This is a genomic window from Streptomyces sp. NPDC102259, from assembly GCF_044766465.1.
Taxonomy (GTDB): Bacteria; Actinomycetota; Actinomycetes; order Streptomycetales; family Streptomycetaceae; genus Streptomyces.
The window spans coordinates 803660-830073 of the sequence record NZ_JBIWMA010000001.1 but is presented as its reverse complement, the minus strand read 5'-3'; the positions used below and the strand labels follow the sequence as shown (position 1 = coordinate 830073).

The following is a 26414-nucleotide window of genomic DNA, read 5'->3' as shown; positions in this document are numbered from 1 at the left end:
CCGGCGGACAGCGCGATCGTGGTGACGATAGTGTCGTCCCCACGATGAGGGGCCACCCCCGCGCTTCACAAAGGGGCCTGACGGCGACATGGTGACAGCGACGCCTCTACCGATATGTGTATGCGTGTACCGATGACGAGACGACAGACGAAGGACCTGAAGTGAATATCCGCTCCCTCACTCGAGGCGACGGCGTGGTGATCGGAGCAGCGGTATTGCTGTTCATCGCGTCGTTCCTGGACACGTTCGACGGCTCCGGCAGTGACGTCCCGAACGCCTGGGACAACCTCGGCCTCGTAATGAGCATGTATCTCGGCGGAATCATCGGTGCCGCCCTGATCGTCGTGGCCCGCGCGCTTCCGCAGCCGCGCAAGGTGGCCGGCATCGACCTGGGGCAGTTCGGCGTCGCGCTGACGGTCTTCGCCGCGTGGACGGCGTTCTGGACGATCATCGACCCGCTCGGCGCGTTCAGCGACACCTTCGGCAGCACCGGGGTCGACACGGGCTCCGGTCTGATCCTGGGCCTGATCGCCACGCTGCTGCTGGCCGGCGGCGCGATCGCCACCCCGCTGGTGCCCGCCCTCCAGGCCGCCCTCATCCCGGCGCCCAAGCCCGCGGCCCCGCAGCCCTACGGCGCGCAGCCGCCCGCCGGTTACGGTTACCCGGGCGCGCCGCAGCAGCCGTCGGCGTTCGGCGGCCCGCCGCAGCAGGGCCAGCCGGGTCAGCCGCCGTTCGGCGCCCAGCCGGGTCCGGCGCAGCCGTCGGGCGGGGACTTCTCCCCGTTCTGGTTCGCCGTGCCGGTGCCGCGTCCGCTGTACGCGGAGGACGGCGCGCCGATGCCGATCGCCGAACTGGCGCCGGGCACCTGGTACCTCGCGGTCGAGCAGGGCGCCCAGGGTCTGGTCGCCCAGACCCAGGACGGCCGCCGCGGCGTCCTGCGGGACGCCTCCGGCATCCAGCGCGGCTGAGCCCCGGCTCCCCCGGACAGCTTCACGCACGGCCCCTCGCCCTTCCGGGCGGGGGGCCGTTGTCGTACAGTCGCAGCCTTCCCTTGTCTGACACACCGTCAGGAGGCGGGCATGCGGCTCGGTCTGGCGCTCGGCTACTGGGGTCGCGGCCCCTCCCCCGACCATGTGGAGCTGGCGCGTGAGGCGGAACGGCTCGGTTACGACTCCGTGTGGACGGCGGAGTCCTGGGGCTCGGACGCCTTCACCCCCCTCACCTGGATCGCCGCCCGCACGTCGACGATCAAACTGGGCACGGCGGTGGCGCAGATGGCGGCCCGCTCCCCCACCACGACGGCGATGCACGCCCTGACCCTGGACCATCTCTCCGGCGGCCGGATGATGCTCGGGCTCGGCCTGTCGGGCCCCCAGGTGGTGGAGGGCTGGTACGGCAGGCCGTTCCCCAAGTCCCCCCTGACCGCGACCCGGGAGTACGTGGACGTGGTGCGCCAGGTGCTGCGCCGCCGGGCGCCGGTGGAACTGGACGGCCGCTTCCACTCGCACCCCTACCGCGGCCCGGACGCGACCGGCCTGGGCAGACCGCTCAGGTCCATCACCCATCCCCTGCGCCCCGAACTGCCGTTGCTGCTGGGCGCGGAGGGTCCGCGCAACGTCGCCCAGACGATCCGTATCGCCGACGGCTGGCTGCCCCTGTACTGGTCGCCGAACCGGCCGGACGCGTACGGCCCGGCGGTGGCGGAGCTGCCCGAGGGCTTCCGGGTCGCGCCCCTCGCCCAGGCGCGGATCTGTGACGACGTCACCGAGGGCCTGCTTCCCGTGAAGACCATGCTCGGCTTCTACATCGGCGGCATGGGCCACGCCACCCGCAACTTCCACGCCGACCTGATGGCCCGCATGGGGTACGAGGAGGAGGCCCGGCGCATCCAGGAGCTCTTCCTGGCGGGGCGGCGCGAGGAGGCGGTGCGGGCCGTCCCGGACGCGTTCGCCGACGAGATCTCCCTGGTCGGCCCGCGCGAACGCGTCGCCGAGCGGCTGGAGTCCTGGCGCAAGGGGCCGGTGACGGACCTGCTTCTCGTCGCCCCGGACCGGACGACCCTTCGGACGCTGGCGGAACTCAACTCATAGCCACGGGAGCACGGAGAGCGAACACTCCACGTTTCAACCGGGATTCCGGGGCCAGACGGAAGTCATGTCTCGATATCGCAGTGGTTCCAACTCCGCCGGAACGGTCATAGCGGTCGTCGCGGACGTCATGGCCGTCATCCTCGGGCTGTGGATCCTCATGTACCTGCTGGACGCCAACCGGGGTAACGACCTGGTCCAGTTCGTGCATGACGCGGCCAACTGGCTGGCCGGCTGGTCACGTGACCTGTTCACGTTCGACGAGGCCTGGGCGCGCGTGGTGGCAGGGTACGGCCTGGCAGCGGTCGTCTACCTGTTCATCGGTCACGCCATCGCCAACCGGGTCCACCGCCACTGAGGCGTTCCCGGGGCGGGTCCTGGAACCCGCCCCGGGAACGGGTCAGGCGCAGCAGTCCGCCTCGAGCCCGGACAGCCCGGTCGGCAGCAGCTCCCCGCCGAACACGGCGCAGGTGGCCTCATGACCACCGAGGGCCGCCACGGCGAGGAGCAGCGACCCCGCGGTCCAGGTGGTCAGCTCCCGGGGCCAGATCGCCTCGTCCTCGAACACGAACCCCGTCCAGTACAGGCCCGACTCCTCGTCGCGCAGATGCTGGATCGACTGAAGGATCTCCAGCGCCCGGTCGGACTCGCCCATCGCCCACAGGGCCAGGGCGAGTTCGGCCGACTCGCCGCCCGTCACCCACGGGTTGGGGACGACGCAGCGCACACCCAGCCCCGGGACCACGAACCGCTCCCAGTCCGCCTCGATCCGGGCCTTGGCCTCCGCGCCGGTCAACGCGCCGCCCAGCACCGGGTAGTACCAGTCCATCGAGTAGCGGTCCTTGTCGAGGAACCGCTCGGGATGCCGGCGGATGGCGTGCCGCAGCGCTCCCACCGCCAACTCCCAGTCGGGCTGCGGCTCTTCGCGCTGCTCGGCGATCGCCAGCGCGCAGCGCAGCGCCTGGTGGATGGAGGAGGAGCCGGTGAGCAGCGCGTCGGCGGTCGGGGTGCCGTCGTCGTCACGACGCCAGCCGATCTGCCCGCCGGGCTGCTGGAGCCGCAGCACGTACTCGACGGCCGCGAAGACGGCCGGCCACATGCGGTCCAGGAAGGTGTCGTCGCCGGTGGACAGGTAGTGGTGCCAGACGCCCACGGCGATGTAGGCGACGAAGTTCGTCTCGCGCCCTCGGTCGGTGACGTCGTCGAAGGCGCCGTCCGCGTACGCGGCGAACCAGGAACCGTCGTCGTTCTGGTGCCGGGCCAGCCAGAGGTACGCCCGCTCGGCGGCCTCGTGTTCGCCCGCCGCGTCCAGCGCCATCGCCGCCTCGGTGTGGTCCCACGGGTCGAGGTGGTGGCCTCGGAACCACGGGATCGCGCCGTCCTCACGCTGCGCGGCGAGGATGCCGGTGACGGTCACGGCGGCCTGCTCGGCGGTGAGGACCCCGGGCAGGACGAGGTGTTCTGTCCGGGGGGTGGTCACTTGGCGCCCGCCCCGGTCTTCTCGCCCTGCTCGGTCCTGTCCGCCTGCTCGGTCCTGTCCGCCTGCTCGGCGTTCTCCGCCTGCTCGGGGAGTCGCGGCAGGTGCGGCTTGGTCGCGTACGCGACGAAGCTCTTGCCGATGAGCGGGTTCAGCGCCTGCTCGGCGACCCGGGTGGCGAGGGGCTTCTTCATGATGTCCCAGACCAGCAGCTTGTGGTACGCCCGCACCGGCAGCGCCTTGTCGTTGTCGACGCCGAACGCGCACTTCAGCCACCAGTACGGCGAGTGCAGCGCGTGGGCGTGGTGGGTGCCGTAGGGCTTCAGGCCCGCCTCGCGGATCTTCGTGAGCAGTTCGTCCGCCCGGTAGATGCGGATGTGGCCGCCCTCGACCTCGTGGTAGGCGTCGGAGAGGGTCCAGCAGACCTTCTCGGGGCCGTAGCGCGGGACGGTGATCGCTATCCGGCCGCCCGGCCTGAGCACGCGCACCATCTCCGCGAGGACGCCCTTGTCGTCCGGGATGTGCTCCATGACCTCGGAGATGATCACGACGTCGAAGGACTCGTCGGGGAAGGGCAGGGCGAGCGCGTCGCCCTCCATGGCGGTGGCGGTGGCGCCCTCGGGGGCCTCGCCGGCCTCCTTCATCGCCGCGAACCACTTGGCGACCTCGCGGATCTCCTCGGCGTTCTGGTCGAGGGCCACGACCTGCGCGCCGCGCCGGTAACACTCGAAGGCGTGCCGGCCGGCACCGCAGCCCAGGTCCAGGACTCGGTCGCCCGGGGCGAGCGGGAACCGGGAGAAGTCGACGGTCAGCACGTGGCCCTGCTTTCGCGATCGCAATCGGATGCTTCGGATACGGCGTCGATGTCGGCCCCGGCGCCGACGGCCTCCACGGCCGTGGGGGCGGCGGGGGTCTCGACGGCCGCGGGAGCCTCGGCGCCCCGTGGGCGACCGCCGTCGGCCATCGCCTCGCGGTACCGGGCCACGGTCCCCTCGGCGGCCCGCGCCCAGGTGAACCGCTCGAGCACTCGCTGCCGTCCGGCCGCGCCGAGCCGGGCCCGTAGCTCCGGATCGCCCAGCAGCCGTCCTAGACCCGAGGCCAGCGCGCCGGAGTCGCCCGGCGGCACGGCCAGGCAGGTCTCGCCGTCGCGCCCGGCGACCTCGGGGATCGCCCCGCCGGTCGTGGCGAGCAGCGGGGTGCCCGTGGCCATGGCCTCGGCGGCCGGCAGGGAGAAGCCCTCGTACAGCGACGGCACGCAGGCGACCTCCGCCGAGCGGACCAGGTCGACCAGTTCGGCGTCGGAGATGCCCTTGACGAACTCGACGGCGCCCTCGAGGCCGTACCGCTCGATCGCCTGGGCGACCGGCCCCTCCTGCGGACGCTTGCCCACGACGACGAGATGGGCGTGCGGGTGCTCGGTGCGCACCTTGGCCAGCGCCTCGACGAGGAAGACCAGGCCCTTGAGCGGGACGTCCGCGCTGGACGTGGTCACGATCCGGCCCGGCACGACGGCCACGGCGGGGTTCGGCGAGAACAGGTCGGTGTCGGCGCCTATGTGGACGACGTGGATGCGGTCGTCGCGGACGCCGAGGTGCTCGACGATCTCCTGGCGGGAGGTGCCGGAGACGGTGAGCACGGACGGCAGCCGGCGCGCGACCCGCTTCTGCATCCGGGTGAAGGCGTACCAGCGGCGCACGGAGTACCGCCGCCGCCATCCCTCGGCGGCGTCCAGCTCCAACTGCCGGTCGACGGTGATGGGGTGGTGGATGGTGGTGACGAGGGGCGCGCCGACGTCCCCCAACAGTCCGTATCCCAGGGTCTGGTTGTCGTGCACGATGTCGAACTCGCCGCTGCGCGCGCGCAGGTGGCGGCGGGCCCGCAGCGAGAACGTCAGCGGCTCGGGAAAGCCGCCGGTCCACATCGTGGCGACCTCGAGGGCGTCGACCCAGTCGCGGTACTCGCCGCGCTTCGGGGTGCGGAAGGGATCCGGCTGACGGTAGAGGTCGAGGCTGGGCAGCTCGGTGAGGGAGAGGCGGTCGTCGTGACCCGGGTCCAGCACCGGATAGGGCTGGGAGCCGATCACCTCGACGCGGTGCCCGAGACGGGCCAGCTCGCGCGAGAGGTGCCGTACGTAGACACCCTGGCCCCCGCAGAACGGGTTCCCCTTATACGTGAGGAGCGCGATGGTGAGCGGTCGCCCTCCGTCGGCGGCGAGGTCCTGCCGGGGCCCTGCCTGACTGGCCTCAGCGGTCACTCCGGGCCCCCTTCTGCCTGCATTGTCCCGCGAGACTACGACGGGACGCTAATCTAGAACAAGTTTCAGACTTGATCGTTCGGGAGGCTCTGAATCTACCGGCAGGTAGGAGAGCTGTGAGCAGTGGATCAGGTGATTCACGCCACGGCCTACCGCCCCGTCGAGCTGTGTGCCCACTGAGCCTCACCGACTGTCACGGAACGGGACCCATGTCTGCGGAAGCCAGCTCTCAGCGCCCTGCGCACTCCCCGCTCACCGAGCGGCAGGAGGCGCGCCGTCGCCGCATCCTGCACGCGAGCGCGCAGTTGGCCAGCCGGGGCGGTTTCGACGCGGTGCAGATGCGGGAGGTCGCGGAGTCCTCGCAGGTCGCCCTGGGCACGCTCTACCGCTACTTCCCCTCCAAGGTGCATCTGCTGGTCGCCACGATGCAGGACCAGCTGGAGCACATGCACGGCACGCTGAGGAAGAAGCCCCCGACGGGCGAGCGGGCGGCGGACCGCGTCGCGGAGACCCTGATGCGTGCCTTCCGCGCCCTGCAGCGTGAGCCGCACCTGGCGGACGCGATGGTCCGCGCGCTGACCTTCGCCGACCGCAGCGTCTCACCGGAGGTCGACCAGGTCTCCCGTCAGACGACGGCGATCATCCTCGACTCGATGGGCCTGACCGATCCCACCCCGGAGCAGCTCTCGGCGGTCCGCGTCATCGAGCACACCTGGCACTCGGCGCTCATCACCTGGCTGTCGGGCCGCGCGTCCATCGCCCAGGTTCGGATAGACATCGAGACGGTGTGCCGGCTGATCGACGTGACGGACCCCCGGACACACGAATAGGACCTACGAGACGACGAGGGCTTCCTTCAGATCCTGTCCCGCGACCTTCAGGTCCCTCGGTCCGTCCGTCGACGTCGGCCTCTGCGGATGCCTTCGCGTCTCGCAGAAGTCGGCTACTCCGGTCGGACCCCCTCATTCGCCTCGTAGGCCACTACCAGGATAAAACGTCCTAAACGTGACGCAATACCCTGGCGGGAAATTTCTTCACTCCTCCGGCGGGAACACCGCCTCCCCGCTGCCCGCCAGCGTGATCATGATCGCCTCGACCGGGCAGCTCTCCGCCGCCGCCAGCACCCGCTCGTTGGCGTCCATGTCCGGGTCGACCGGATGGGACTGGCGCGCGGTGTCGAGCCGGAAGCCGTCAGGCGCGTGGTGGACGCACTGGGCGGAGCCGATGCACAGGGACCGGTCCACCTCGACGTGCCACCGGTCCCCCGCCCCCACGCTCGAATGCGCTCGCGCGGGAGGCGTCCCCACCCGGCTCATCCCTCCCATCCCGCCGGCAGATGGATCATCTTGTGCTCGAGGTACTCGCCGAAGCCCTCGGGCCCGAACTCCCGCCCCAGCCCGGAGTTCTTGTAGCCGCCGAACGGGCCGAGCATGTCGAGGCTGAAGGTGTTCACCGAGTACGTCCCGGTACGGACCTGCCGGGCGACCTCGATGCCGTGCTCGACGTCGGCCGTCCACACGCTGCCGCTGAGCCCGTAGTCGGAGTCGTTCGCGATCCGCAGCGCCTCGGACTCGTCGCCGTAGGGGAGCAGACAGATCACCGGCCCGAAGATCTCCTCGCGGGCGATCCGCATGGAGTTGTCGACGTCGCCGAACAGGGTCGGCTCGACGTACCAGCCGCGGTCCAGGCCGGCCGGACGTCCGCCGCCCGTGAGGATCTTCGCGCCCTCCTCCTGCCCGATCCGGATGTAGTCGAGGTTCCTGCGCTGCTGCCGCTCCGCGACCAGCGGGCCGACCTGGGTCGCCGGGTCCAGCGGGTCGCCGACGACCAACGCGGCCGCCGCGGCGGCGAAGGCGTCCGCGAACTCGTCGTAGCGCGAGCGCGGCAGGAGGATGCGGGTCTGGGCCACACAGGCCTGCCCGTTGTTCATGAAGGCGGCGGAGACGATCCCGGGGACGGACGTGGCGATGTCCGCGTCCGGCAGGACGACCGCCGCCGACTTCCCGCCGAGCTCCAGCGTCACCCGCGTCAGGTTCCTGGACGCCACCTCCATGACCCGCCTGCCGGCCGCGACCGAGCCGGTGAACGACACCTTGTCGACGCCCGGATGCCCCACCAGGTACTCGCTGACCTCGCGGTCCGCCGGCAGGATCGACAGCACGCCCTCCGGCAGCCCCGCCTCCCGCGCGATCTCGGCCAGCAGATACGCGTCCAGCGGCGACTCCGGCGACGGCTTCAGCACCACCGTGCAGCCGGTGAGCAGCGCGGGCGCGAGCTTCGCGGCGGCGACGAACTGCGGCACGTTCCAGGGGACGACGGCCGCGACCACTCCCACCGGCTCGCGCCGCACGAGGATCTTCCCCAGCACGCCGTCGCGCCGCTCCTCGTAGGTGAAGCCGCGTGCGACGGTGATCGCCGCGTCCCACACCATCATCGCGCCGAGCGCCTGCGCAAGGACGCTCCAGGAGTACGGGGAGCCGTTCTCGGAGGAGATCACCCGGGCGATCTCCTCGTGACGCAGGGCGATGCCGTCCTTGATCCGGGTGACGACGGCGATCCGCTCGTCGAGCGACAACCGGGGCCAGGGCCCCTCGTCGAAGGCCCGCCGCGCCGCGGCGACCGCCCGGTCCACGTCACCCGTCGACGCGTGCGGCACCCGCCCGATGACCTCCTCGGTGTGCGGCGAGACCACCTCGATGACGTCCTTGCCCAGGGGATCGGTCAGTTCCCCGCCGATGAACAGCTGTCCGTGTTCCACGAGCTCGGCCATGGCCACTGCCTTCGTCTGCGTATCCGTTCCTGACGGTGTATCAGGAACTGATACCAGTTCCAGTTATAGTCAGCAATGGCCGTGTGACGGAGGGCAGATGAAGAGCAGCCAGGACGGACCCACCACGTACGACCATGGCGGCGGAGTCCGCTCCCTGCGGGTGCCGATCCCGGACAACCCGTTGGGCCACACCCTGGTGTACGTCGTCGACACCGACCGTGGACCGGTCCTGATCGACACGGGCTGGGACGACCCGGCGTCCTGGGAGACGCTGACCGCCGGGCTGGCCGCGTGCGGCACCTCCGTCACGGAACTGGTCGGAGTCGTGATCACCCACCACCACCCCGACCACCACGGTCTGTCCGGCCAGGTGCGGGAGGCCTCCGGGGCGTGGCTGGCGATGCACGCGGCGGACACCTCGATCGTGCGGCGGACCCGCGAGACGCGCCCCGAGCGCTGGTACACGTACATGGCGGCCAAGCTCACCGCCGCCGGCGCCCCCGAGGAGCACATCGCCCCGCTCCGCACGCCTCCCGCCCGCCGCCCCTTCCCCGGTCTGGCGCCCGCCCTGCCCGACCGCGAGATCGTCCCCGGCGAGTTCCTCGACCTGCCCGGCCGCCGGCTGCGCGCGATTTGGACGCCGGGCCACACCCCGGGCCATGTCTGCCTCCACCTGGAGGAGGACCATCCCGCTCGACTCCCGGGCCACGGACGCCTGTTCTCCGGCGACCACCTGCTGCCGGAGATCACCCCGCACATCGGCCTGTACGAGGATCCCGACGACGCCACCGTCACCGACCCCCTCGGCGACTACCTCGACTCCCTCGAACGCGTCGGCCGGCTCGCCCCCGCCGAGATCCTCCCCGCCCACCAGTACGCATTCACCGACGCGCCCTTCCGCGTCGAGGAGTTGCTCACCCACCACGAGGACCGCCTGACCGGCCTCCTCGCCCTCCTCGCCACCCCCCTCACCCCCTGGCAGCTCGCGGAACGCATGGAGTGGAACCGCCCCTGGCAGCAGATCCCCCACGGCTCACGGAACATCGCGGTCTCGGAGGCCGAGGCCCATCTGCGGCGACTGGTGAAGCAGGGGCGCGCGGAGGCGGTCGTCGGGAGCGATCCGGTGACGTACGTGGCGGCGTAAATCGCTCGCGGCGGGCGAGGGCGCCTTGATACCAACGCCCTTATGGACCCCTTGCAGCGGCTGCTCGCCGAACGCGCCTGCGAGCGCCTCGTCGTCGACTTCGTCCACCGGCTGGACCTCGGCGAACCCGCCTCGGTGGCCGAGCTGTTCGCCGAGGACGGCACCTGGGAGTGGCCGGAGGGCGGACGGCTGATCAAGGGGCGGGCGGCGCTGCGGGAGTACTTCGGTTCGCGTCCCGCCGAACGCCTCTCGCGCCGCCTCATGTCGAACATCCTCGTCACGGCGACCGCGCCGGACACCGCCCTGGCCACCTCGTACTTCTCGACGTACCGGGTCGACGGCTACACAGGCGGCATCGTCCCGGCCGGACCGCCCGTCCAAGTGGGGCATTATCAGGACGCGTTCCGCCAGGTCGACGGGTTGTGGCTGCTGGAGACCCGGGTGCTGTTCCTCCCCTTCGGCGGACCGACACCCCGCGTAGGCTGCTGACTTGATCGAAGCGCCGGACCTTCGAAGCGCCGGACCTTCGGAGCGTCGGATCTTCGAAGCGTGGGAGCGTCGGATCACGGGGACCGGCGGGGCCGGGGCCGGGGGCCAGGGTCATTAGGGGGATGAGGGCCGATGAATCATGCGACTGAGGCGTTCCAGCCACTCCAGGCGGACGATCCGCCCGTGGTGGCCGGTTACCGTCTCGCCGCCCGGCTCGGGGCGGGCGGCATGGGACGGGTCTACCTGTCGCACACGCAGGGCGGCCGACCGCTGGCGATCAAGGTGGTACGCCCGGAGCTCGCCGACGACCCGGCCTTCCGGCGGCGGTTCCGCAGGGAGATCAAAGCCGCCCGGCGGGTCCGCGGCGCGTACACCGCCGAGCTGATCGACGCCGACGCGGACGGCGTACCCCCCTGGCTGGCCACCCTGTACGTGCCCGGTCCCTCGCTGGCGGAGGCCGTCGCCCGGCGCGGGCCGCTGCCGGTGCCCGCGGTGCTGTGGCTGATGGCGGGGGTGGCGGAGGCGCTCCAGGCCATCCACGGCGCGGGAATCGTGCACCGGGACCTGAAGCCCTCGAACGTGCTGCTGGCCGCCGACGGACCGCGCGTGATCGACTTCGGCATCTCGCTGGCCTCCGACGTCACCTCGAACACCGCCACCGGCCTCGCCGTCGGCACACCGCAGTTCATGGCTCCCGAGCAGGCGACCGCGGGTGCGGTGACCGCGGCGACCGACGTGTTCGCGCTCGGCCAGACGGCGGCGTTCGCGGCCCTGGGCGAGCCGCTGTACGGGGACGGCCCCTCGGTCAGCGTGCTGTACCGGATCGTGCACTCGGAACCCGACCTGTCCCTGCTGCCCGAACCGCTCCGTCCGCTGCTCGCCCGGTGCCTCGCCGCCGATCCGGAGGAGCGGGCCACCCCGGCGGAGGTCGTCGAGTGGTGCCGACGACGTCTGGACGGAGACGCGGCCGACGCCGAGGACGCCGGACCGGCCGTCTGGCGGGAGGTCAGCGGTCCGGAGGTGACGGTTCCGTCTCCGGTCCCCGAGCCCACCGCGGTGCACACGCTGCCCTTGATCCCACGGCCCACGCACAAGACACCCCAGCACACGATGTCCCCGCACACGACGCCCTCGCACACGATGCCCCGGCCCGCGATGCCCTTGCTCGCGCCGGTGCAGTCGCAGCTCACGCGGCCGGACGGGCGGCCGGCCCGCCGTCGGCGCACCGCGTTGCTCACGGCCGCCGCCGTGACCGCGGGCGCGCTGGTGCTGACCGGCCTGGCGTGGACGGTCATGGAGGCGGCGGACCGGCTCCGCGACCGGGACACGGCCGGGGCGTCCTCGACGCCCGGTCCGTCCGGGTCCACGCGGTCGTCGGCGTCCTCGTCGACAGCCGCGCCGGACTCGGTGGCCGGTGACCGCACAGCGGAGGAGGGTGCGGCCCCCTCCTCGACCACGCCCAAGACACCGCAGGCCACCGCCTACCCCCTCCAGTGGCTCGACGCGAAGACCTCGCTGGACGTCAGGGAGCCGGTCCGGCGCGAGGACAGCAAGGGGGACATCCGCTTCACCTGCGAGCAGACCGGCTGCGCGCTGGAGAGCGACACCAGCGTGTTCTCCATGCTGTACGGCGACCCCGGCGGCTCCCTCGACTCGTGCCGCATCCTCCTCACCGGCGCCAAGAGCCACCGGCTCCCCCTCGCCGCGGCGGCGGCCGGCAGCGAGATCTGCGTCAAGCACCCCTCCGGGGACATCGCGCTGCTCGTGATCCAGGTGAAGTCGACCGCGCTGCCGGACATCGCCTTCGTGACCGCGGACATGACGGTCTGGCGGGCGGCCCAGTAGTGCTACTACTGGTCAGCAGCCCGCCGTCGACCTGATCAACTCAGCTGCCGGCAGGAGGAGTTGTGTCTCCTCGCGGCTCATCGTCGGGTTGGCCGCCCGTCTCCGTAGGGCCTCCGCCAGGCCCTCCTCGGAGGGGTCGGCGAGCAGCGCGGTCAGCATCGCCCGGGCCGGGCCGGCGATCGGCTGGGGAGAGACGGCCACCTGGGCGAGGATCACCGCGGACATGCCCCAGTCGAGCCCGGGGCGCCCCTCCTCCGCGTTGGCCCAGTCGATGACCCGGGGGCCGTCGGGCGTGAGGATCACGTTGTCCGGGTGGAGGTCCAGGTGCAGCATGCGGGCGTCGGCCGAGAGCCGTCCCGGCAGGGCGTGCAGCTCGCGCAGCAGCCGGGCGAGGACGGCCCCCGCCTCCTCGGCGTCCAGGGCGCCCGCCCCGAACGCGTGGAGCATCGTCGGCCCGTCCAGCCGCTCCATCACCAGGTCGGCGCGTGCGCCGGAGGGCCGTACGGCGGGTGCGGGGTAGCCGTGCCGGCGCACATGTGTCATCACGGCCGCGAGGACGGCCGAGTCCTCCCGGCCCTCCCGGTCGCGGCGCAGCACCCACGCCTCGTCGATCTCGTACACGTCGGCCGTTCGGCCCGAGCCGAGCAGTCGGCCCGGCAGCTCGGCGAACGGCCCGCCCGCCAGTCCGCCCGGCAGTCCGCCCGACAGCTCGCCCGGCAGCCCGCCCGGCGCCCTCCCCGTATGGGTCATGGTCAGAAGATATCGGGGCTTCCCGGCCCTCCCGGGGCGCTTTCACAGCCACCCCTCAGGCGTCCGGCTACCTGCCGGTAGAGTGGCCGCGTCGTCATCACGCCCGTACAGGGGGAAGCCGGTGCAATTCCGGCGCTGACCCGCAACCGTGAGCCGTCCGAGCCGTCCAAGTAGGCGCGGTGGCAAGCCGGATCGCCCGGTACGGGACCGTGACCGGCTCACGTGCGTCGGCAGGCCCGTCGTCGCACGGCACCGTCGAGGTATACGGAGCCGAGCCGCCGGGATGTCCCGTGCTGCCCGGCCGCGTGACCTCACCGACCGGGAGAGGCACCCGCCGATCATGAACATCCGCCGCAGCGCCGCCGCTCTGGCCGCCGCCACCGTCGTGCTGGGTGTCGCCGTCCCCGCCGTCGCCGCCACCCCGTCCCCGACCCCAACCCCGTCGGTGGCGATATCCGACGGGCTGTACGGGACCACCGATCCGACGTACGACGGCGTCTGGCGCCAGTCGCTGGCCCTGCTCGCGCAGCGGACCACGGGCGTCACTCCCGCCGACCGGGCCGTGGCCTGGCTGACCGGGCAGCAGTGCGCGAACGGCGCCTTCGCCGCGTTCCGCGCGGACACCGCCAAGGCGTGCGACGCCAAGCTGATGGTGGACACCAACAGCACGGCGGCGGCCGTCCAGGCGCTGGCCGCGCTGGGCGGTCACCAGGCCGAGACCGAGAAGGCCGTCACCTGGCTGAAGTCGGTCCAGAACGCCGACGGCGGCTGGAGCTACACGCCCGGCGGCGCGAGCGACGCGAACTCCACCTCCGTCGTGGCGGGGGCGATGGCGGCGGCCGGGCAGCAGCCCGCGCAGGTGAAGAAGGCCGGCAAGTCGTCGTACGACGCTCTCGTCAAGCTCTCCATCCGGTGCGACGACGACGCCGAGGGCGGCGCGTTCGCGTACCAGCCGGACAAGAAGGGCGGACTCGCGGCCAACGCCGACGCGACGGCGGCGGGCGTGCTCGGCGCCCTCGGCAAGGGGTTCGTGACGAAGGCGGGCACGGCGCCGAAGGACGGCTACGCCTGCGGCAACTCCCCCGAGCCGCTCACCCCGTTCGAGCTCGCCCGCAACGGCTCGGCGTACCTCGCCCAGTCGGTCCAGGAAGCCGGCTACCTGAAGTCCGCCCTCCCCGGCGCCGAGGACCAGCCCGACTACGGCAACACCGCCGACGCCGTCGTCGCCCTCGCCGCGCAGGGGTGGACCAAGTTCGCGAAGAAGCCCCTCGGCTGGCTCGAGCAGAACTCCGCGGCCTGGGCGAAGCAGAGCGGCCCCGCCGCCTACGCCCAGCTGATCTTCGCGGCCCACGCGATGGGCGCCGACCCCCGCCACTTCGGCGGCGCCGACCTGGTCGCCCAGCTCAACGCGACGGGCCCGGCCCCGCAGGCCGCGACGAAGGCCACCGATCAGGCGGCCGACACCGACGCCGACAAGAAGGACGACTCGGATTCCGGTTACGGCGTCTGGTGGATCGTCGGCGTCTTCCTCGTCGTCGGTATCGGCATCGGCTTCCTGATCAGCGGCCGTGGCAGGAAGCGACAGCCGTGACGCGCCGGTGCGCCGCCCTCGTCCTCGCCGCGCTGCTGCTGTCCCTGACCGGCACGGTTCAGTCGGCCCAGGCCGCCGGCTACCGCTACTGGTCCTTCTGGGACCGTTCCGGCGACCGCTGGACGTACGCCACCCAGGGGCCGTCCACCGCCCGCCCCGCCGACGGCGACGTCCAGGGCTTCCGGTTCGCGGTGAGCGCGGACTCCCAGGACGCCTCGCAGCCGCGCGGCGCGGCCTCCTTCGCGGCGATCTGCGCGAGGACGCCCGCGCGGGACGACACGAAGCGGGTGGCCCTGGTCATCGACTTCGGCACGGCGGCCGACGCCCCGAGCGGCGAGACCCCGCCGTCGCCGCGCACGGCCTGCGCCCGGGTCTCCCCCGACGCGACGACGGCCGAGGCCCTCGCCTCGGTCGCCAAGCCCCTGCGCTACGACACGAACGCCCTGCTGTGCTCGATCGCGGGGTATCCGAAGACGGGCTGCGGCGAGCAGGTGTCCGGGCAGGCGCCGGGGACGGCCGAGGGGACGGACGCGCCGACGTCGGCCGCGCAGCCGGAAGCGGGAAAGGCCGAACCGGAAGCGGACGGCGGGCCGTCCGTGGGCCTGTACGCGGGCGCGGCGGTGGTGGCGGTACTGGGCGCGGCGGCGGTCCGGCAGGCCCGGCGGCGAGGATCCCGCAGGGATGGCTGACGGCCGCCCCCGCCTCCGGCGCGCCCCGCTCCACCCCGCCGCCTGGTGGCTGTGGGCCCTCGGTCTCGGCACCGCGGCCACCCGCACCACCAACCCGCTCCTCCTCGGTCTCCTCCTGACCGTCTCCGCCTATGTCGTCACCACGTGCCGTCCGGACACCCCCTGGTCCCGCTCCTACTCCGCGTTCCTCAAGCTCGCCCTCGCCGTCCTCGTCATCCGTCTCGTCTTCGTCGTCGCCCTGGGGTCCCCGATCCCGGGCACGCGGGTGCTTCTCACGCTGCCTGAAGTCCCGCTCCCGGACTGGGCGCAGGGCATCCGGCTCGGCGGCCCGGTCACGGCCGAGGGCCTGCTCTTCGCGTTCTACGACGGTCTGAAACTGGCGGCCCTGCTCGTCTGCGTGGGTGCCGCCAACGCCCTGGCCAGCCCCTCCCGGCTCCTCAAGACGCTCCCCGGCGCCCTGTACGAGACCGGCGTGGCGGTGGTCGTGGCCCTCACCTTCGCCCCGAACCTCATCGCGGACGTCCACCGCCTGCGCGCCGCCCGCCGTCTCCGGGGCCGCCCCGACACGGGCCTGCGCGGCCTGCTCCAGGTGGGCCTGCCGGTGCTGGAGGGCGCCCTGGAACGCTCCGTCGCCCTCGCCGCCGCGATGGACGCCCGCGGCTACGGCCGTACCGCCGACGTCCCCGCCCCCGTGCGCCGGACGACCGCCGTCCTCACGCTCGGCGGTCTGCTCGGCGTCTGCGCGGGAACGTACGGCCTGCTCACCGCGGCGGGCGGCGCCTACGGCCTCCCGGTGCTGTTCGCCGGAGTCGTCGCGGCCCTCGCCGGGCTGCGGCTGGGCGGCCGCCGTTCACCGCGCACCCGTTACCGCCCGGACCGCTGGACCCCGCGGGCGTGCCTGACCGCCGCCTCCGGTGTCGCGGTCGCGGCCCTCCTCACCGTCGCCGCGTCCGCCGATCCGGCCGCCCTGCACCCCGGGGTGGTCCCGCTGACCGCCCCCGCCCTCCCGCTCTGGCCGGCGGCGGCCGTACTGCTCGGCCTGCTCCCCGCCTTCCTCGCCCCCGAAAGCCCCCTGACCGATCCAGCAGATCCAGCAGATGCAGCAGCCACCGAGGAGCCGTCGTGATCCGCTTCGAGAACGTCTCCGTGACGTACGACGGCGCCACCGAACCCACCATCCGGGACGTCGACTTCACCGTCCCCGAGGGCGAACTCGTGCTTCTGGCGGGCCCGTCGGGCGTGGGCAAGTCGACGCTCCTCGGCACGGTGTCCGGCCTCGTGCCGCACTTCACCGGCGGCACCCTGCGCGGCCGGGTCACGGTCGCCGGCCGCGACACCCGTACCCACAAGCCGCGCGAACTCGCCGACGTCGTGGGGACGGTGGGGCAGGACCCCCTCTCGCACTTCGTGACGGACACGGTCGAGGAGGAACTCGCCTACGGCATGGAGTCATTGGGCCTCGCGCCGGAGGTGATGCGCCGCCGCGTCGAAGAGACCCTCGACCTGCTCGGTCTGGCCGCCCTCCGCGACCGGCCCATCGCCACGCTCTCCGGCGGCCAGCAGCAGCGGGTCGCGATCGGCTCGGTCCTCACCCCGCATCCGCGCGTCCTCGTCCTGGACGAGCCGACCTCCGCGCTCGACCCGGCGGCCGCCGAGGAGGTCCTCGCCGTCCTCCTCCGCCTCGTCCACGACCTCGGTACGACGGTGCTGCTGGCGGAGCACCGCCTGGAACGCGTCCTCCACTACGCCGACCAGGTCGCCCTGCTGCCCTCGCCGGGCGCGGCCCCGCTGCTCGGCGCCCCGGCGGACGTCATGGCCGTGTCCCCGGTGTTCCCGCCGGTGGTGAGCCTGGGCCGGCTGGCGGGCTGGTCCCCGCTGCCCCTGACCGTGCGTGACGCCCGACGACGCGCCGGTGACCTGCGCGAACGTCTGACAGGGCGGGAAGCTGCCCGGAGGGTGGACACTCACCCGGCGCCTCCTGCCGGGCTCCCCGCCGAGTACCGGGCGGATCCTCCCGCCCGCCGCCGCTTCCGCCGTCCTCCCCCCGTGCCGTCCGCCTCCGCGGCGCCCGCCGAGGCGCGCTCGCTCTCCGTGCGCCGGGCCCGGGTCCAGGCGCTGCGCGAGGTGGACCTCACCGTCCTGCCCGGCGAGACCATCGCGCTCATGGGCCGCAACGGCGCCGGGAAGTCGACTCTGCTCAACACCTTCGTCGGTCTCGTCGAGCCGTCGGCGGGAACGGTCCACGTGGGCGGTCTCGTGCCGCACCGCACCCCGCCCCGGGACCTGGTCCGCCGCGCCGGTCTGGTCCCGCAGGAACCGCGCGACCTGCTGTACGCCGACACGGTCGCCGCCGAGTGCGCGGCAGCCGACCAGGACGCGTCGGCCGCCCCCGGCACCTGCCGCGCCCTGGTCTCGGACCTCCTCCCCGGCATCACGGACGACACCCACCCCCGCGACCTCTCCGAGGGCCAGCGCCTCACCCTCGCGCTGGCGGTCGTCCTCACCGCCCGCCCGCCTCTCCTCCTCCTGGACGAGCCGACGCGCGGCCTGGACTACGCGGCGAAGGCGCGCCTGGTCGCCGTCCTGCGTGGGCTCGCCGCCGCCGGGCACGCGATCGTGCTGGCCACCCACGATGTGGAGCTGGCCGCGGAACTGGCCCACCGGGTGGTGCTGCTCGCGGAGGGCGAGGTGATCGCCGACGGCCCGACGGCGGAGGTGGTGGTCTCCTCCCCCTCCTTCGCCCCGCAGGTGACGAAGATCCTGGCCCCGCAGGAGTGGCTCACGGTCACCCAGGTGCGCGAGGCACTGCGGGAGGAACCGGGGGAGGACCCGCGATGACGATGCCCAGGCGGCGTCCGGTACACCTGGGCCCCCGGTCGATCGCCACGTTGGCGCTGGTCAGCACGGTGGGCGTGATCGCGTTCGGCTGGCCCTTCCTCGCCCCGCCCACCTCCGCGCTGAACGCGCACGCCCAGGACGCCCCCTGGCTGTTCGCGGGCCTGCTGGTGCTGCTGGTCGCGGTCGTGACGGCGACGATCTCCGAGTCGGGGCTCGGCGCGAAGGCGGTGGCGACGCTGGGCGTGCTGGCGGCGACGGGCGCGGCCCTGCGTCCGATCGGCGCGGGGACGGCGGGCATCGAGCCGATGTTCTTCCTGATGGTGCTGAGCGGCCGGGTCCTCGGCCCGGGTTTCGGCTTCGTCCTCGGCTCGGTCACCATGTTCGCGTCCGCGCTGCTGACGGGCGGGGTGGGCCCGTGGATGCCGTTCCAGATGCTGGCGATGGGCTGGTTCACGATGGGCGCGGGCCTGCTGCCGGGCGGCGACCGGCTCCGTGGCCGTGCCGAACTGGCCCTGCTCGCGGCCTACGGCTTCGTGGCCGCCTTCGCGTACGGCACGGCGATGAACATGGCCGGGTGGCCCTTCATGGGCGCGCTGGCCTCGGGCGTCTCCTTCGACCCGGAGGCCGCGGTGCCGGCGAACCTGGCCCGCTTCGCCGCGTACTGCGTGGCGACCTCGCTGGGCTGGGACCTGGGCCGGGCGGTGGTCACGGTCCTGTTGACCCTCACCCTCGGCCCGGCGGTGCTGAAGGCGCTACGCAGGGCCACCCGCCGCGCGGCCTTCGAGACCGCGGTCACATTCGAGGCCCCGCGGAAGGCTCCGGAACACCGTTGATCGGTGAACCACCCCACATGACTCACATCACCTACTACCCGACCTAGTCGGACAAACCGGACACCATGCCCATGCCATAACGACCTCTGACCTGCACATTGAGAGCCGGCTCACACGGGACGCCGACCCCCCGAATACGACCACAACTAGCAAAAGGGGTCTTTGCGGACAGCGCTCGATCCTGTTTCTCTGGATGACGTCGCAGGGTGCCGACGAGCCCACGGGCCTCGGCACCACGGCATGCAGCCACCCACCGCAACCACACGGTGCGGCCACGCACCGCGTGACTCCGGCATGCAAGCGACCGCCATCGTCCCCGAAGAAAAAGGTTCTCCGTGTCCGTCTCCGTCATCCGTCGCATCGCTTCCCCGAAGAAGGCCCTCACCGGCATCGCCGTGGCCGCCGCCGCCGCGGGGATGGCGCTGTCCGCCGCCCCCGCCCACGCCGCGACGACGTCCTCCGCCTCCCAGGCCCAGGCGATCGCGCACAAGATGATCCCGGACGCGGCTCAGTACAAGGCCTTCTCCAACATCGTGAAGCACGAGAGCGGCTGGAACGTCAGCGCCACCAACGCCTCCTCCGGCGCCTACGGCCTCGTCCAGGCCCTGCCCGCGTCCAAGATGGCCTCGGCCGGTTCCGACTGGAAGAGCAACGCCAAGACCCAGATCAAGTGGGGTCTGGACTACATGAACTCCCGCTACGGCAGCCCCGTCGCCGCCTGGAACTTCTGGCAGGCCAACGGCTGGTACTGAGCCACGCCACCGCGCTGAACAAGCGCCCCCGTACCGTCGAAGGCGGCGGCCCCCGATCCCCGGGGCCGTCGCCTTCGGCGTTCTCCACTCTCGGTGTTTCTCACCTTCGCGTGATCCACTGATCCGATGACGACCGAGTCCCCGCAGGACACCGAATCGCGTGGTATCCCCCTGGTCCCCGTCCTGCTCGCCCTGACGGTGGTCAGCGGCCTGATCGACGCGGTCAGCTACCTGGGCCTCGGCCACGTCTTCACCGCCAACATGACCGGCAACGTCGTCGTGCTGGGCTTCGCGGCAGCCGGCGCCCCGGGCTTCTCGGTCCCGCACACCGCGACCTCGCTGGCCTGCTTCCTGCTGGGCGCGGTCGTCGGCGGACGGACGTCCCGCCGCCTGGGCGCCGGCTCTCGCCGCAGGTGGACGAGGATGACGCTGACGGCGGAGGCGGTGCTGGTGGGCATCTCGGCCGCGGTGGCCTTCGCCGCCCCCGACCACGCCCCCGTCACCGTCTACTCGGTCATCGCCCTGACCGCCTTCGCGATGGGCCTGCGCAACGCGACCGTACGCAAACTCGGCGTGGCCGACCTCACGACCACCGTCCTGACGATGACCCTCACCGGCCTGGCCTCGGACTCCCGGGCAGGCGGCGGCGCGGGCACCCGTTCCCCCCGGCGTACGGCGTCGGTGATCGCCATGGTCGTCGGCGCGACCCTCGGCGCATGGCTGGTACTCCGCTACGGCATCGCCGTCCCGCTGCTGGTCGGGGCGGTGGTCGTGGCCGTGCTGGCACTGACGGCGTCCGGCCGGGAGTGAGACGGCTCCCGGCCGTACGTCATCCCGCGCTGACCCGAAGCTCCTTCACCCCGTTGATCCACGCGGAGCGCAGCCGCCGGGGATCGCTCACGAGCCTCAGATCGGGCAGGGCATCGGCGATGGCGTTGAAGATGAGGTTGATCTCCAGTACGGCGAGTGACTTGCCGAGGCAGAAGTGGGGCCCGCCGCCGCCGAAGCCGAGGTGCGGATTCGGATCCCGGGTGACGTCGAACTCGTCGGGTCGCTCGAACACTTCGGGGTCGCGGTTGGCGGAGGAGTAGAAGAGTCCGACCCGGTCGCCCTTCCTGATCGACTTCCCGCCGAGTTCGGTGTCCTGGGTGGCGGTCCGCTGGAAGGCGTTGACGGGTGTGGCCCAGCGCACGATCTCCTCGGCGGCGGTGGCGGGCCGCTCCCGCTTGTACAGCTCCCACTGCTCGGGATGGGTGAGGAAGGCGTGCATGCCGTGGGTCGTGGCGTTCCGGGTGGTCTCGTTCCCGGCCACGGCCAGCATCAGCACGAAGAACCCGAACTCGTCGGAGTTGAGGTTGCCCTCGTTCTCGGCGGCCACGAGCGTCGAGACGATGTCGTGGGCGGGGCACTGCTTCCGCTCGGCGGCCATGTTCATGGCATACGCGAGGATCTCGGCGGCGGACTGCTGCCCGACCTCGGCGGTGACGGCGAACTCGGGATCGTCGTACGCGATCATCTTGTTGGACCAGTCGAAGATCTTGGACCGGTCGTCCTGGGGTACGCCGATCAGCTCGGCGATGGCCTGGAGGGGCAGCTCCGAGGCGATGGACGTCACGAAGTCGAAGGAACCTTCCTGCGCGCGGGCACGGTCGACGATCGCCGTGGCCCGGTTGCGCAGCCGCTCCTCCAACGCCCGGATGGCCCGGGGCGTGAACCCGCGCTGCACGATCTGCCGCACGCGCGTGTGCTCGGGCGGATCCATGTTCAACAGGATGAGCCGCTGAGCGTCGATCGAATCCCGTTCGATGTGCTCGTTGAACCGGATGATCGCGGTGTTGAGGTAGGAGGAGAAGATCTCGGGGTGGGTGGAGACGTACCGGACGTCGGCGTGCCGGGTCACCGCCCAGTAGCCGTCGTCCTGGAAGCCGGCCACGTTGCCCGTCTGAGGGATCCAGCGGACCGGTTCGGCGAGCCGCAACTCGGCGAACTCCGGCAGCGGCACATGGTGTTGCAGCAGGTCGGGATCGGTGAAGTCGAACCCGTCGGGAAGCGCTGGACAGGGCATCGGCGGCTCCAGCCATCTGACGATGCGATCTGACGGTATCTGACGGTTCATCAGAAATAGATTGTCGTGAAGGTAGTTCAGGACCCTCGAGGCTGCAAGACCCTTGCGGTGACGCACATCACGTAAGCAGACTGCACACAGCGAAGAACTAGAACACGTACTAGTTCCGAAGGGATCCGCACCCATGGCCGCCGAACCCGTGATCGTGGAAGCAGTCCGCACCCCCATCGGCAAGCGCGGCGGCGCGCTGGCCAATCTGCATCCCGCCTATCTCCTGGGCGAGACCTATCGCGAACTTCTCGGCCGCACCGGCATCCCCGCCGACGCGGTCGAGCAAATAGTCGGCGGCACGGTGACCCACGCCGGCGAACAGTCCATGAACCCCGCCCGCACCGCCTGGCTGACCGTGGGCCTCCCGTACGAGACGGCCGCGACGACGGTCGACTGCCAGTGCGGCTCCTCGCAGCAGGCCGGCCACATGACCGCGAACATGATCGCGGCCGGTGCGATCGACGTGGGCATCAGCTGCGGAGTCGAGGCGATGAGCCGTGTCCCGCTGGGCTCGGGCTCGAAGCACGGCCCCGGAAAACCGTTCCCGGACGAGTGGAACGTGGACCTCCCCAACCAGTTCGAGGCGGCGGAACGCATCGCCCGCAAACGGGGGTTGAGCCGGTCCGATGTGGACGCCCTGGGCCTCCTCTCCCAGAACCGGGCGGTAACGGCCTGGTCGGAGGAACGCTTCAAACGCGAGACCTTCGCCGTCCAGGTCCCGACGACCGAGGAGGAACAGGCGGCGGGCCAGGGCATGTGGCGCCTCGTCGACCGCGACGAGGGCCTGCGCGACACCTCACTCGACGCCCTGTCCCGCCTGAAGCCGGTCATGCCGACGGCGATCCACACGGCCGGCAACTCGTCGCAGATATCGGACGGCGCGGCGGCGATCATGTGGGCGTCGAAACGGATGGCTCGCGCCCTGAAGTTGAAGCCGAGGGCGAGGATCGTCGCCCAGGCGTTGGTGGGCGCGAACCCGCACTTCCACCTGGACGGCCCCATCGACGCGACCCGAGCCGTCCTCGGCAAGGCGGGCATGTCCCTGAAGGACATCGACCTCGTCGAGATCAACGAGGCCTTCGCATCAGTGGTGTTGAGCTGGGCGCAGATCTTCGACGCCGACCTGACGAAGGTCAACGTCAACGGCGGAGCCATCGCCCTCGGCCACCCGGTCGGCGCGACGGGCGCCCGCCTCATCACGACGGCCCTGCACGAACTGGAGCGCACGGACAAGGAGTTCGCCCTGATCACCATGTGCGCGGGCGGCGCACTGGCGACGGGGACGATCATTCAGCGCCTGTAGCGCCACCACCGGTCCAGGCGAGGAACGTCGAGAACGCGGCGGGCTCGATCGTGAGGATCGGGCCCGCAGGGGTCTTGGAGTCGCGGACGGCGATGGTGGCGGAGGTCTCGGCGATCTCGACACAATCACCGCCCTGGTCACCGCTGTACGACGACTTACGCCAGACGGTGCTCTCCATAGCGTTCCTCCACCACTCGCCGGATCAGCTCCGCCGAATCCTTGAGGGAGAGAGCGGCAGCCCGGAGATGATCGTAACGGAGTGAACAGTCGTTGACAGTGCCCGGGTTCGCGCTGGGATGCCCGCTGCCATACCCCTCGGTATAGACGATGGCGGGGTCGCTTCCGAAGCGGTAGACGTTGAACGAGCCTTGTGTACCTGCATGCGCTCCGGCCGAGAACGGCAGCACTTGGATGTTGATCCGAGGATTCCGCTCGAACGACAACAGGTGAGCAAGTTGCTCGCGCATGACTTCCCCGCCACCGATCTCCTGGTGCAGCACACCCTCAGTGAGCACGATCCAGAACACCGGAGGCTCGGACTTCTCGAAGATGCGCTGACGAGCGAGCCGGACTGCGGTTCGGTCCTCAAGGTCGGTCTCGTCGAGTACTCCGAGGACGGCGCGCGCGTAAGCCGGAGTCTGGAGCAGACCGTGAACGATGCCGGCCTGGAAGACACAGATCTCAACGGCCCGCGCTTCCAGCTCGGCGACTTCCCTGAACCAGGCCGGAAGTTGACTGCGCAGGACGAGCACGACGAGCCGCGAAAAGAGGCCGCCGGTCCCGAGGGCCGCATCCACCCGCTCGCTGAACTCGACGGTAGGCGCCTTCCTCGCGGTCTCGATCTGCCCAACCAGCGAGCCGGTGTAGTTGAGGATGTCCCCGAGCTGCTTCTGCGTAAGCTCAGCCGCCTCCCGCAACCGCCGCAGCTCGAACCCGTAGTAGTCGAGCGGCGAAGCTCCGGGATCAAGGACGTTGATATGGGTCACGCAGGCCCTCCCACAACACCACGACACAACGGGTTGTATTCAATGCATAGCCCAGAGTAGTCGCCGCAGCTCACCCTCGTACCGTGAACGGATACTTCCCCTCGATCTACGCCTCCCCGATCCCCACGCAGTACCGCATGACCCTGACGGTCGGCGAACACTCGGCCCGCCACATCCGCAGGATCGCCCGCATGCACCTGGAGAACTGGGAGCTGCAAGACCTGACGGACACGGTCGAGTTGGCCCTGCCAGAACTGATCGCCAACGTGACCCGCCACGTCCCTGGCAGCCGCTGCACGGTGCTCCTGCTGAAGCGGCAGAAGGGCGTCAGAGCAGAAGTGACGGACGCCTACGGCCGGTTGCTCCCGGCCCCGGCGGCGAGGCCGCACCCGGAGTCGGAGGCCGGCCGAGGCCTGCTCCTACTGGACGCGCTGGTCGACAGGTGGGGCGTATCTCCGACGGCCGCCGGCGGAAAGACGGTGTGGTTCGAATGCGAAGCCGTCACTTCTCATGGACGTGCAGAGCCCGACAGATGACGAACCCGTCGCCCGAACCATCCGTGACGAGCAGCTTGACGTAATCGGCCTTGTGCTTCTCCGGAATGACCACGAACTCGTCGAGCGGATCACTGTCTGGGGCGGGCGAGATCAGAAGCTCGCGATAGCGGGACTTGACCTTCATCCCCAGGACGTCCAGGAACTCGATCTCGACGGAGCCCTCCGACCCGTCTCCCGCGCCGGCCCGCAGCACGAGTTGCCGATGAGACGCCCCGTAGGACCAGAGGTGGAAGGCCCGCTCGTAACGGAAAGTCAGGTCCCGGTTCGCGACCGACCGGTCACTCAGAACCGAACCCTCACGTCCGCCCTCCGGCCGCTGCGGTTCGGATCCACGAAAACGCCTGCCCTTGAGCCACACGCTGGTGATGACGGGCGTCGTGAAAGCGGCCCCAAGGGACACACACCACGGCAGGCTCCGGGGAATTTCCTTGAGGGGTCCGAGCACCCAGCACATTCCGGACCAGAAAGCCCACATGCCGAGTGACAGCAGCACCATTCTGGTCGGAGAGATTGGTTCCGCCCGAGCGCCGCACGGCCGCCTGTCGAGCTTCCTCGAGCCTGCCCGTCCTCGCTTCGTATCCGTGCTGCCAGCGCGCAAGCCGACACGCACCCCAGGCGAATAGCCCCATCGCCACACCAAGCAGGACCGCCTGAACCCAAACGCCGGGATCGCCGAAACCGGACAAAGCCCACACGAACGACAGCCCCAGCACACTCCCGCAGACCACACCTGAACACACGGGATGAGCACCACCGCCAACTCCACCCGAGTGGGAGGCTCCCCCGTCCCCAACCGGCGATCAGCTTCCATCAACACCCGTAACCATCGACGCACGAGACGCCCCTCCCCAGAGGGGAAGGAAGGAATCCCCCTCTTCTCGCTCATCGGATCAGTCAGCGTTCGCCGCAACCGTTGTTGTCCATTGACGGACTTCGCGAACCCATGCCTCGCTAGCCATCTCCCAAGCGGGATGGCCGACTCCATATGAGACGTGCGCTGTGGAACCCAGCGCCCACCCGACGCGACAACCGGGCCACCGAGCTGCCCGCCAACAGCCACCAACGCGAAACGGTCTGCCGACTCCGTCGACAGACGTCAAGAAAGATCGAGCTAGTCGACAACACTCATTTCACCGACACCTCCCCGACATGAGTAATAAAAGTCATTCGACTTTCGAATTTCGATTTTCACCCCTGGGTCACCTCCCCGGATATTGAGGTGATATCCAGTGTTGAACACAAATCGCACCAGTGCCGATTTGAAGACGACTGCAGAGACCACGGCGGCCCCCATCAGCCCCTCCAACTTCTGCACGGGGAGCTCCTCGCTCGCCACAGCAGCTGACCCTTCGGTGAGATGCAATCGCCCGTCGAAATTCAACTCCGCACCATCAGAAAGGCTCAGCACATAACCTGTAGGAGCTGACCCTCGAAGGACAACCACAACTACAGCACCTCGGACCCCTAGGATCCAACGGTCTTCCAACTCCGAGATCACGGCCCCTCCGGAAGGTAATCGAATATACTTCCGATACTGTCTCCAGGGGTTTCATCAAGCATCTGCAGGTACACTTCACCAATTTGGGGGTAAATGAGCGTATCTGGTTTTCTATTACCACCGATCCCGCGCCAGCCACCCTGCCCACCAGAAACAGATTCTGGTGGGCTTTCTGATTACGATACCGGAATTCACGCGAAGGTCTAGTTCGCGTCAACTTCGTCAGCCCGTTCGGTTAGTTGCCGAATCGCTTTCTCTCGAACCTGATTCCAGGGATGGCCTGCAAGGTGCTGAATAGCGGCCATTGGAGTCCGCGGGTGCCCTGCCACGGCAGAAGCAACGGAATCATGGCTATCGCGCGACAGCATCTCCAAGATTTCCCCTGGACACGATGCGCGACTCGCGATGCGGTGGCGGACTCGCCAATCGCTATCG

27 protein-coding genes and 1 riboswitch are annotated in these 26414 nt (G+C 70.8%); of the genes, 16 read left to right on the top strand and 11 right to left on the bottom strand.

The window, feature by feature from the left end:
- Positions 1 to 161 precede the first annotated feature (161 nt).
- The 3 genes from ACIRPU_RS03710 (at position 162) to ACIRPU_RS03700 (ending at position 2445) form a co-directional block, all read left to right on the top strand.
- The gene (locus ACIRPU_RS03710) at positions 162 to 968 is read left to right on the top strand and encodes a DUF5336 domain-containing protein (RefSeq protein ID WP_403861135.1); all 807 of its coding nucleotides are present in this window, start codon (positions 162 to 164) and stop codon (positions 966 to 968) included.
- 111 nt (positions 969 to 1079) lie between these two features.
- On the top strand, positions 1080 to 2090 hold the full coding sequence (locus ACIRPU_RS03705; RefSeq protein ID WP_403861132.1) for an LLM class F420-dependent oxidoreductase: 1011 nt from the start codon (positions 1080 to 1082) through the stop codon (positions 2088 to 2090).
- A 64-nt stretch (positions 2091 to 2154) separates the two neighbouring features.
- Positions 2155 to 2445 (top strand): hypothetical protein, encoded by a 291-nt coding sequence (locus ACIRPU_RS03700; RefSeq protein ID WP_054238057.1) that lies wholly within the window; start codon positions 2155 to 2157, stop codon positions 2443 to 2445.
- Between the two features lie 42 nt (positions 2446 to 2487).
- On the opposite strand, the gene ACIRPU_RS03695 is transcribed toward ACIRPU_RS03700, so the two are convergent.
- Genes ACIRPU_RS03695 through ACIRPU_RS03685 form a run of 3 tightly spaced genes read right to left on the bottom strand, consistent with a single transcriptional unit; the run spans position 2488 to position 5818 of the window.
- Entirely contained in the window at positions 2488 to 3567 is a 1080-nt protein-coding gene (locus ACIRPU_RS03695) for a prenyltransferase (protein ID WP_403861129.1), read from the bottom strand.
- Positions 3564 to 4379, bottom strand: a complete 816-nt coding sequence (locus ACIRPU_RS03690; RefSeq protein ID WP_403861126.1) for a class I SAM-dependent methyltransferase — start codon at positions 4377 to 4379, stop codon at positions 3564 to 3566. The genes ACIRPU_RS03695 and ACIRPU_RS03690 overlap by 4 nt, the downstream gene beginning before the upstream one ends.
- A complete protein-coding gene (locus ACIRPU_RS03685; protein WP_403861123.1) occupies positions 4373 to 5818 on the bottom strand; it encodes a glycosyltransferase family 4 protein in 1446 nt (481 codons plus the stop codon). Before ACIRPU_RS03685 ends, ACIRPU_RS03690 begins: the two co-directional genes overlap by 7 nt.
- A 209-nt stretch (positions 5819 to 6027) precedes the next feature.
- Here ACIRPU_RS03685 and ACIRPU_RS03680 point away from each other — a divergent pair, with 209 nt between their 5' ends.
- On the top strand, positions 6028 to 6648 hold the full coding sequence (locus tag ACIRPU_RS03680) for a TetR family transcriptional regulator (protein ID WP_355703019.1): 621 nt from the start codon (positions 6028 to 6030) through the stop codon (positions 6646 to 6648).
- 204 nt (positions 6649 to 6852) lie between these two features.
- Here ACIRPU_RS03680 and ACIRPU_RS03675 read toward each other — a convergent pair whose 3' ends face one another.
- Complete coding sequence (locus tag ACIRPU_RS03675; RefSeq protein WP_403861120.1) at positions 6853 to 7134, bottom strand: ferredoxin; 282 nt, start codon at positions 7132 to 7134, stop codon at positions 6853 to 6855.
- On the bottom strand, positions 7131 to 8588 hold the full coding sequence (locus tag ACIRPU_RS03670) for an aldehyde dehydrogenase (protein ID WP_384116145.1): 1458 nt from the start codon (positions 8586 to 8588) through the stop codon (positions 7131 to 7133). Before ACIRPU_RS03670 ends, ACIRPU_RS03675 begins: the two co-directional genes overlap by 4 nt.
- Before the next feature lie 97 nt (positions 8589 to 8685).
- On the opposite strand from ACIRPU_RS03670, the gene ACIRPU_RS03665 reads away from it, so the two are divergent.
- The 3 genes from ACIRPU_RS03665 to ACIRPU_RS03655 all read left to right on the top strand — a co-directional run bounded on the left by ACIRPU_RS03665 (position 8686) and on the right by ACIRPU_RS03655 (position 12066).
- Entirely contained in the window at positions 8686 to 9732 is a 1047-nt protein-coding gene (locus ACIRPU_RS03665; RefSeq protein ID WP_403861117.1) for an MBL fold metallo-hydrolase, read from the top strand.
- 42 nt (positions 9733 to 9774) lie between these two features.
- On the top strand, positions 9775 to 10221 hold the full coding sequence (locus ACIRPU_RS03660; RefSeq protein WP_403861114.1) for a nuclear transport factor 2 family protein: 447 nt from the start codon (positions 9775 to 9777) through the stop codon (positions 10219 to 10221).
- Between the two features lie 132 nt (positions 10222 to 10353).
- Positions 10354 to 12066 (top strand): serine/threonine-protein kinase, encoded by a 1713-nt coding sequence (locus ACIRPU_RS03655; protein ID WP_403861111.1) that lies wholly within the window; start codon positions 10354 to 10356, stop codon positions 12064 to 12066.
- A 12-nt stretch (positions 12067 to 12078) separates the two neighbouring features.
- Here the strand turns inward: ACIRPU_RS03655 and ACIRPU_RS03650 are convergent, their stop codons facing one another.
- A complete protein-coding gene (locus tag ACIRPU_RS03650; RefSeq protein ID WP_403861108.1) occupies positions 12079 to 12816 on the bottom strand; it encodes a phosphotransferase in 738 nt (245 codons plus the stop codon).
- Positions 12817 to 12893: 77 nt separating this feature from the next.
- Positions 12894 to 13035, top strand: a riboswitch (cobalamin riboswitch).
- 121 nt (positions 13036 to 13156) lie between these two features.
- On the opposite strand from ACIRPU_RS03650, the gene ACIRPU_RS03645 reads away from it, so the two are divergent.
- The 7 genes from ACIRPU_RS03645 to ACIRPU_RS03615 all read left to right on the top strand — a co-directional run bounded on the left by ACIRPU_RS03645 (position 13157) and on the right by ACIRPU_RS03615 (position 20329).
- Positions 13157 to 14407, top strand: coding sequence for a prenyltransferase/squalene oxidase repeat-containing protein (locus tag ACIRPU_RS03645; protein ID WP_403861606.1), 1251 nt, complete (start codon positions 13157 to 13159; stop codon positions 14405 to 14407).
- Positions 14404 to 15096, top strand: coding sequence for an SCO2322 family protein (locus tag ACIRPU_RS03640; protein WP_403861105.1), 693 nt, complete (start codon positions 14404 to 14406; stop codon positions 15094 to 15096). Before ACIRPU_RS03645 ends, ACIRPU_RS03640 begins: the two co-directional genes overlap by 4 nt.
- Complete coding sequence (locus ACIRPU_RS03635) at positions 15089 to 16222, top strand: energy-coupling factor transporter transmembrane component T (protein WP_403861102.1); 1134 nt, start codon at positions 15089 to 15091, stop codon at positions 16220 to 16222. Before ACIRPU_RS03640 ends, ACIRPU_RS03635 begins: the two co-directional genes overlap by 8 nt.
- Positions 16219 to 17934: an ABC transporter ATP-binding protein gene (locus ACIRPU_RS03630; protein ID WP_403861099.1), complete on the top strand. Its 1716-nt coding sequence runs from the start codon at positions 16219 to 16221 to the stop codon at positions 17932 to 17934. Before ACIRPU_RS03635 ends, ACIRPU_RS03630 begins: the two co-directional genes overlap by 4 nt.
- A complete protein-coding gene (locus ACIRPU_RS03625) occupies positions 17931 to 18767 on the top strand; it encodes an ECF transporter S component (protein WP_403861096.1) in 837 nt (278 codons plus the stop codon). The genes ACIRPU_RS03630 and ACIRPU_RS03625 overlap by 4 nt, the downstream gene beginning before the upstream one ends.
- Positions 18768 to 19102: 335 nt before the next feature.
- A complete protein-coding gene (locus ACIRPU_RS03620; RefSeq protein ID WP_384116168.1) occupies positions 19103 to 19519 on the top strand; it encodes a transglycosylase SLT domain-containing protein in 417 nt (138 codons plus the stop codon).
- 126 nt (positions 19520 to 19645) lie between these two features.
- Positions 19646 to 20329: a YoaK family protein gene (locus ACIRPU_RS03615; protein WP_355703008.1), complete on the top strand. Its 684-nt coding sequence runs from the start codon at positions 19646 to 19648 to the stop codon at positions 20327 to 20329.
- Between the two features lie 19 nt (positions 20330 to 20348).
- Here ACIRPU_RS03615 and ACIRPU_RS03610 read toward each other — a convergent pair whose 3' ends face one another.
- Positions 20349 to 21584, bottom strand: coding sequence for a cytochrome P450 (locus tag ACIRPU_RS03610; protein WP_403861092.1), 1236 nt, complete (start codon positions 21582 to 21584; stop codon positions 20349 to 20351).
- Between the two features lie 184 nt (positions 21585 to 21768).
- On the opposite strand from ACIRPU_RS03610, the gene ACIRPU_RS03605 reads away from it, so the two are divergent.
- Positions 21769 to 22938, top strand: a complete 1170-nt coding sequence (locus ACIRPU_RS03605; RefSeq protein ID WP_403861089.1) for a steroid 3-ketoacyl-CoA thiolase — start codon at positions 21769 to 21771, stop codon at positions 22936 to 22938.
- Here the strand turns inward: ACIRPU_RS03605 and ACIRPU_RS03600 are convergent.
- The gene (locus ACIRPU_RS03600; protein WP_403861086.1) at positions 22922 to 23116 is read right to left on the bottom strand and encodes a DUF397 domain-containing protein; all 195 of its coding nucleotides are present in this window, start codon (positions 23114 to 23116) and stop codon (positions 22922 to 22924) included. The genes ACIRPU_RS03605 and ACIRPU_RS03600 overlap by 17 nt on opposite strands.
- On the bottom strand, positions 23094 to 23924 hold the full coding sequence (locus ACIRPU_RS03595) for a helix-turn-helix transcriptional regulator (protein ID WP_403861083.1): 831 nt from the start codon (positions 23922 to 23924) through the stop codon (positions 23094 to 23096). Before ACIRPU_RS03595 ends, ACIRPU_RS03600 begins: the two co-directional genes overlap by 23 nt.
- An 83-nt stretch (positions 23925 to 24007) precedes the next feature.
- On the opposite strand from ACIRPU_RS03595, the gene ACIRPU_RS03590 reads away from it, so the two are divergent.
- Positions 24008 to 24460 (top strand): ATP-binding protein, encoded by a 453-nt coding sequence (locus tag ACIRPU_RS03590; protein ID WP_403861080.1) that lies wholly within the window; start codon positions 24008 to 24010, stop codon positions 24458 to 24460.
- On the opposite strand, the gene ACIRPU_RS03585 is transcribed toward ACIRPU_RS03590, so the two are convergent.
- Together ACIRPU_RS03585 and ACIRPU_RS03580 are read right to left on the bottom strand one after the other, a co-directional pair.
- A complete protein-coding gene (locus tag ACIRPU_RS03585; RefSeq protein ID WP_403861077.1) occupies positions 24426 to 24977 on the bottom strand; it encodes a hypothetical protein in 552 nt (183 codons plus the stop codon). The two genes, ACIRPU_RS03590 and ACIRPU_RS03585, sit on opposite strands and share 35 nt — an antisense overlap.
- Before the next feature lie 615 nt (positions 24978 to 25592).
- On the bottom strand, positions 25593 to 25796 hold the full coding sequence (locus ACIRPU_RS03580) for a hypothetical protein (protein ID WP_403861074.1): 204 nt from the start codon (positions 25794 to 25796) through the stop codon (positions 25593 to 25595).
- Between the last annotated feature and the right edge of the window lie 618 nt (positions 25797 to 26414).